Source organism: Synechococcus sp. W55.2 (assembly GCF_047461635.1).
GTDB lineage: Bacteria > Cyanobacteriota > Cyanobacteriia > Thermostichales > Thermostichaceae > Thermostichus.
Map to the genome: position 1 here is coordinate 21557 of NZ_JANSHM010000039.1, position 6578 is coordinate 28134.

Below are 6578 nucleotides of genomic sequence, written 5' to 3' on the forward strand. Positions count from 1 at the left end.
CCATCCTGCTCTTGCGATCGGGAGCTCAGCTGAGATCTTGGGATCTAAGACAGAAGCCATCTCCAAGTCTCATTTTTGAACAGGATCCACACCCCCAAGCCCATGAGAATCCAGGGCACCCAGCGCTCTCCCCGCTCGGCCAAAACCTTGGCTACTTCAGGTTGCATTGTCAGTTTTTGAGCCACTGCAAACCACAATCCATTCATCAGAAAAAAGATCGTGGAAAAAAGGGCCAACTGAGGAGGGGTGCTGCCGGCAAACAGAGGAACGTACAGGCTGACATTATCTCCACCATTGGCAAAGGTGAGGAGCATGGACATCAGGGCTGGTGGGGGCAAAAAAACTGACCAAGCCTTTTGGGTTGGGCGCTCTTGCAGTTCTTCCAGCTCTTCTTCCAGGGCTTCTTCCAGCTCAGGTTGCCACAATTTCCAACCGCCTACCGCAATCGGGATCAACCCCAGCAGCCCAATCGCAGGTGGCGGCAACAGCAGGCCCCCCAGGTATCCCAGAGAGCTGAGCAGGATCAACCCTGCCAAGCCCAAGTAGCCTCCCAGCCAAATGTGCCAGCCCTTCCACAGGGGTTGCAGCTGCGCCTGGGCAAACAACAGAACCAGCAAGAAAAAGTCGTCGATATGGGTGGCAACAAAAGCGAGGATCCCTTCGACTAAAGTTGCCCAGAAAATTGCCAGCGGCATAGGGTTAAGAAATGGGGAAGATGGCGCTGATATCGACGAGGTGAAACTGAAGCAGCCCAACAATTGCCGAAGTATAGGCGGTAGAAGAAGCCAGCCCAATCAAGAGATCGCGTTTCATATTGCGGGGTTTCTCGCCTTTCTCGACGACATCCGTAGCGCCAAACTGCATCATGAGAATGCCTATCAAGTTGGAGAGCCAGTACCCCACGAGGGTTCCGCCCAAAAACCACTGTGGCTGCCACAGGCTACAAAGGTAGCCAAACCCATAGGCAATCGGCAGGTTGAAAAACAAGTCATTCCACCAGGAAAGGGGAGACAGCATAAACCCCAAAATCAGTAAAATGCCACCTCGGAGCTTCTTCCCCATAGGTCTTGCTCTCCAGCGTTACGTCCTCACAATCTTAGCTTCACATTGCTTCATGAAAACCCAAAAACAATGTCTGGCTCTCCACCTGGGAGTGTGGCACGGCCTCTTCTCCAACTATCGACCCACCGCCGGCGGCTGGGATCTGGGGGGCCAAAAGCGCAGCCTCATCACCTTTGAGGCCTTGGCTCCATCCTCTTCTTCAGGAAGTCCGGCGGCAGGGAGCGCGATCCGCCAAACCAACGCCTACTACCCCCTACAGGGATCCCCCACTCCAGAAAGCTGCCACAGTTGGGTTTACCAAGACTTCTCTCCTGGATTGCGGTTTTTCCCCGATGGATCCTTTTCCAACGGGCGGGTGCAACTGGCACCGTTCAGCGATTTTGCCGTCGAGCAGGGCTTTCTCTGGGGGGATCGCAAGGCGCGGCTGGTGCAACAGTGGGATGCCCAAGGTCGTCTGGTAGAGGTAACCGCGATCCTGGAGCGGCGCGGCCAAGCTTTGGATCCCGTTGCAGACTGTGCACCCCTGAGCAAAGAGCAGCTGAGAGCCTGCCTCCAGGGGAGATGGCGGGGGATCGCCCAGAGCTTTGCGGTTGCCGAGGGCTGGTTTGCCGAAACCGAGGTGGACTGCTCGGGGGCAGAGTGGTTGAGTAACTGGGATCCCTTGCCGGGAGGGCTGTGGATTGGCGGGCCGGATCCCTTGCCCATCCCCACTGCCCAGCGGGATCGCAGCTTTTCGGTAAGCCTGAGCTGGTTTCCGCAGCCGGAAGACTGCCACTGTCTCTTGCGTTTGAGCCGAGACTACGATGCCCGCGGTGCTTGGCAAGGGGTTACGCTGATCCGGGCGCAGAGGGGTCCCGTTTGAGAAAGGCGCAAACCTGGGCAAACACCGTTTCCCGCTCGCAGTCCAAAGTGAGGATGTGGTCGGAGTGCTCCAGCCAATGCAAGATCTTCTCCTCGGATCCCAGCTCTTGATAGAGCCACATTGCCTGGTCGGGGTCCACCACCATATCTTGGCGAGATTGCAGGATCAGGGTGGGAACCCGGATGCTGGCCACTTCCCCCTTGACCCGCTCGATGAGCTCGAGGGCGCTGCGCACCGCCGACAGATTAAAGCTGCGGAAATAGGCCGTTCTTTCTGCCAAGGCTCGAGCGTCCCCATCCCGAATCGGCAAGCTGAGGCGGGGCACCTCCTTCAATAGCCAACCCAGGCTGTTCAGGTACTGCTCAGGGCGAAAAAGATAGTACCAGTGGTGGCGAATGGCGAAAAACGGCGCCAGCAGCACCAATTTGTGGATGGGATGGGCAAAAGCCAGGTGCAAAGCTAGCAGACAGCCGGTGGAAAAGCCCACCAAGGAAACGCGCGGGTACTCCTGCCGCAAAGCCAGGTAATGCTCCAAAGCCCGCCCGTACCACTCCGTCCAGCGGGAAGGGGGCATGTGGGCAGACCGGCGGTCGTGTAAGCGATGCGGAGCACTGTTATGGCCGGGATAGTTAAATCCCTGCACCGTCAGGCCAGCCGCCAACAGCCGCTCTGCCAGCCATTGCAACTCGTAAACACCGCCCCCCAATCCATGTAGCAGCAGACAGGCGTGTTCCCCTGCTCCTCGCCACAAAAAGGGTTCGTTACTCAACATAAAAAAATAAAACTCCGTTCCACTTCGCGACGGGATCCCTTGCTAGCCCAAGGTGATATCCAGCAGAATCATCACCACAAACCCACTGATGACCCCAAAGGTGCCCTCCCGCTCCAACCCCTGCCGGTGCGACTCAGGGATGATCTCATCGGAAATGACAAACAACATCGCCCCCGCCGCAAAAGCCATGCCCCAGGGTAGTAGGGGCTGCGCCAGAGAGACCACCGTTGCTCCCAGGATCCCGCCAATGGGCTCCACCAGTCCGGTCAGCAGGGCGATGCCAAAAGCGAACAGCCGCGAGTACCCCTGGCCCACCAGTGACAAAGCCACCACCAGCCCTTCTGGCATGTTCTGCAAGCCGATCCCCAGCGCCAGCGCCAACCCATCGCCGACTTGGCCTGTGGCAAATCCCACCCCCACCGCCAAGCCTTCCGGGAAATTGTGCAGGGCGATGGCAATGATGAACAGCCAAATCCGTTTCAAATGGGCGCGGTTCTCCCCTTCCACCCCTTTGAAAAAGTGCTCGTGAGGAAAGAGGCGGTGGGCACTCTCCAGGAAGATCGCCCCCAACAACAGGCCTGCCACCATCACCACAGCCGCCCCAAATGGGGAATACCCCAGCGCCATGGCTGCCTCGGTGCCCAGCACCAGCAGGGAAAAAGAGGTGGCCGCCAACATCACCCCACCCCCAAATCCCAGCAGGATCCCTTGCGCCCTTTCGGAGAGCGAGGGGAGAAACAGAGCGGGCAAGGCCCCTAACCCGGTTGCCAACCCGGCGATCAAGCTGGCCAGGGATCCCATCCCAATTGGATGCACAAGCCCCTCTCCACAAAGGCCGAATGCTTCTCAATTCTCCTCCTTTTGCGACATTGTGTGCGGTTTGTGGCCAACCGGAATGGCAGATCCCCTGCTATGGCTAGCCCACCACCGGAGTTAGGGTTGCTTTGAAAGGCTCTCGACAGCGCAGTAGATCTTCCGTTTGAGCCTGAATGGCTGCCAACGCTTCGACCTCTGAGATGCGGGTACTTTGACCGGCCTCGGTGATCGGGATCCCGTCTACGAACACTGTGTGAACATTGCTGGCCCAAGCGGCATACGCGAGGTTCTAAAAATTAGCTTCTGTTGCCAGATTTTGTGTTTATGAGCAAGGTACACAAGAGCAAGTCTGAAGGCTCTATTCCCCAGTTGGAGCTTGCCATCTGAGGCAAGGTTTATTCCCAACAGTGGTAGATTGCGTGGGCGCAGAAGCATCCTAAGCAGCAATTTGACCAGGCTGTACTTTAGTAAGGCGGGTCGACAAAAACTAAAGAAAACTAAAGTCAAGTCTGATGATGAGGAGTGAAAAAGCGATGCAGAAAAAAGCAGTTACAAACCTTTTGGCTTTGAGTCTAGGGGCGGCCTGTCTAGGACTGACCGGCTGCGGTGGAGGCGGAAGCGGTGGGACGACAGTGCCTACACCTACACCGACTCCAACACCCACCCCAACCCCGACACCTACGCCGACTCCGACACCTACGCCGACTCCGATGTAGTGAATTAGTCCTTCAAAAGCAGCTCGGCAATTTGAATGGCGTTGAGGGCCGCACCTTTGCGGATTTGATCCCCGCACAGCCACAGCTCTAGAGCCTTGGGCTCAGAGATGTCTTGGCGGATGCGGCCCACCGCCACTTCATCCCTGCCGGCCACATCGATGGGCATGGGGAAACGGTTTTGCTGCCAATCTTCGATGAGCACCACCCCTGGAGCTTGGGCCAAGATTTGCCGGGCTTTTTCCACGGGGAAGGGCTGTTCAAACTCCAGGTTGAGGGCCTCGGCGTGGGTGCGCAACACCGGCACCCGCACACAGGTAGCTGTCAGCCGCAGGTTGGGGGATCCCATAATCTTGCGGGATTCGTTGACCATTTTCATCTCTTCCTGGCAGTAGCCGTTCTCTTGCAGGGGGCTGTTGTGGAGGAAGAGGTTGAAGGCAATGGGGTAAGGGAACACCTGGGGCTGCAACGGCTGCCCCTGGAGGTAGGCGCGGGTTTGCTCTTGCAGCTCCACCATGGCGCGGGCCCCGGCCCCACTGGCCGATTGATAGGTGGCGGCCACCACGCGGCGCAGGGGGATGTGGCGATGCAGGGGGTAGATGGCCACGCACATTAGGATGGTGGTGCAGTTGGGATTGGCAATGATCCCTTGGTGACGGAAGGCTTCCTGGGGGTTGACCTCCGGCACCACTAGCGGAACATTGGGATCCAGGCGAAAGGCGCTGGAGTTGTCAATCAGCACCGCCCCCGCCTCGACGATGGTTCTAGCCCAGGCTTTGGAAACACTTGCTCCGGCAGAGGCCAGCACCAGATCCAGGCCCCGGAAGGCCGCTTCTGAAACTGGTTCCACCGGGATCCGCTCCCCCTTGAAGGTCAAATAAGTGCCCGCTGAACGGGGCGAGGCCAAAAGCTTGAGGTCGGCTACAGGAAAGTGGCGCTCTTCCAATAGCGTCAGCAGCTCCGTCCCTACTGCTCCTGTGGCCCCCAAGATGGCTACCCGTTGTTGCCGTGCCATGCTTTCTTGTCCTTAGGTTTTCCTAATTCTAGGGTTCCAGAGGTTGCTGTAATCGAGGCCAAAGCAGCCTGCACCTCTGCCAGCTCGACTTGATCGGTCAGCTCGGCCTGGCCGATGCGGCGGGGCAGAACGAAGCGAATCCGCCCCTGTTTGACTTTCTTGTCGGCCTGCATTGCCTGCAGCACTGCCTCCCAAGGGATCCCGGCCGGCCATCGGCTGGGCAATCCTGCTTTTTCGATCAGGTGTCGTTGCCGTTCGGCTTCAGCGGCGCTCCACCACCCCAGGCGGCGGGCGATCTCCCCGGCAGCTACCATGCCGATGGCAACAGCTTCTCCGTGCAGATAGCGGCGGTAGCCGGTGGCAGCTTCTAGGGCATGGCCGAGGGTGTGGCCGTAGTTGAGGATGGCCCGCAGGCCCGCTTCTTTCTCGTCCTGCTGCACCACCCAGGCTTTGCACTCGGCACAGCGCCGCAACAGATAGTGCAGATCGTCAGGGGCAAAGTCGGTGTAGCGGCTCAGTTGGGGTCGATCTTCCAAAAACTCAAACACATCGGCAGCCTGAATCACGCCGTATTTGATCACCTCTGCCAAAGCCGAAGTAAACTCCCGTGGGGGCAGAGTTTTCAGCACCGTCGGGTCAATCCACACCAGGCGCGGCTGATAAAACGCCCCAATGAGGTTTTTCCCGCCAGGATGGTTGACACCGGTCTTGCCACCAATGGCCGCATCCACCATGGCCAAAAGTGAGGTGGGCACCTGCACAAAAGGGATCCCGCGCAGCCAAGTGGCGGCGGCAAACCCCACTATGTCGCCAATGACCCCCCCTCCTAGAGCCACCAAGGTGGAGGAGCGCTCCAGGCCAAAGGCTAGGGCGGCGTCGTAGATCTTGGCCACCGAGCGCAGGGTTTTGTAGCGTTCGCCGGCAGGCAATAGGCAGAGGTGGGCGGCAAACCCCGCTTGTTGCAGCCCCTGCAGCAACTTCTCGGCAAAGTGTTTGGCAATGCCGGGATGGCTCACCACCAGAGCCTTGCCGGAAAGCCCTCTAGCTCGCATTTGGGATCCCAGCTGGATGAGGCTGTGGCCAGGGGGGCCTTCGGCAGACTGGAGGAGAATATCGTAGGAGCTGTGGGGAAGCTTGACAGGGATCAGATAGGGATCCATGCGTGTCGGTCCTGGGGGGTGGGATCCAGTGTGGCATGTTCTGCTCCCGTCGGCGTGCTGCAGGCACTGTCCTTGGGAGTTTGAAAGCCCAGGGGATCCTGCTAGGTCGTGTTGATCTTATGTTAGGATAGAGAGAATAATTTATAGAGGAAAGAGGATGAAGTTGGTTTTTTTAGAT

At 58.3% G+C, this 6578-nt stretch carries 8 protein-coding genes; 1 reads left to right on the forward strand and 7 read right to left on the reverse strand.

Annotated features, from left to right (window positions below):
- Nucleotides 1-44: 44 nt before the first annotated feature.
- Together NW828_RS08980 and NW828_RS08985 are read right to left on the reverse strand one after the other, a co-directional pair.
- A complete protein-coding gene (locus NW828_RS08980) occupies nt 45-695 on the reverse strand; it encodes a cadmium resistance transporter (RefSeq protein WP_414383329.1) in 651 nt (216 codons plus the stop codon).
- A gap of 4 nt (nt 696-699) precedes the next feature.
- Nucleotides 700-1062, reverse strand: a complete 363-nt coding sequence (locus NW828_RS08985; protein WP_414383331.1) for a hypothetical protein — start codon at nt 1060-1062, stop codon at nt 700-702.
- A gap of 52 nt (nt 1063-1114) precedes the next feature.
- Here NW828_RS08985 and NW828_RS08990 point away from each other — a divergent pair, with 52 nt between their 5' ends.
- Nucleotides 1115-1924 (forward strand): DUF3598 family protein, encoded by an 810-nt coding sequence (locus NW828_RS08990; protein WP_414383333.1) that lies wholly within the window; start codon nt 1115-1117, stop codon nt 1922-1924.
- Here NW828_RS08990 and NW828_RS08995 read toward each other — a convergent pair.
- The 5 genes from NW828_RS08995 to aroB form a co-directional block, all read right to left on the reverse strand.
- Nucleotides 1890-2696 (reverse strand): alpha/beta hydrolase, encoded by an 807-nt coding sequence (locus tag NW828_RS08995; RefSeq protein WP_414383335.1) that lies wholly within the window; start codon nt 2694-2696, stop codon nt 1890-1892. The two genes, NW828_RS08990 and NW828_RS08995, sit on opposite strands and share 35 nt — an antisense overlap.
- A 42-nt stretch (nt 2697-2738) precedes the next feature.
- The gene (locus tag NW828_RS09000) at nt 2739-3512 is read right to left on the reverse strand and encodes a ZIP family metal transporter (protein ID WP_414383337.1); all 774 of its coding nucleotides are present in this window, start codon (nt 3510-3512) and stop codon (nt 2739-2741) included.
- Nucleotides 3513-3612: 100 nt separating this feature from the next.
- Nucleotides 3613-3762, reverse strand: a complete 150-nt coding sequence (locus NW828_RS09005) for a hypothetical protein (protein ID WP_414383339.1) — start codon at nt 3760-3762, stop codon at nt 3613-3615.
- Nucleotides 3763-4232: 470 nt separating this feature from the next.
- Nucleotides 4233-5240: an aspartate-semialdehyde dehydrogenase gene (locus NW828_RS09010; RefSeq protein WP_414383341.1), complete on the reverse strand. Its 1008-nt coding sequence runs from the start codon at nt 5238-5240 to the stop codon at nt 4233-4235.
- Nucleotides 5219-6400, reverse strand: a complete 1182-nt coding sequence (gene aroB, locus NW828_RS09015; RefSeq protein ID WP_414383343.1) for a 3-dehydroquinate synthase — start codon at nt 6398-6400, stop codon at nt 5219-5221. The genes NW828_RS09010 and aroB overlap by 22 nt, the downstream gene beginning before the upstream one ends.
- Nucleotides 6401-6578 lie beyond the last annotated feature (178 nt).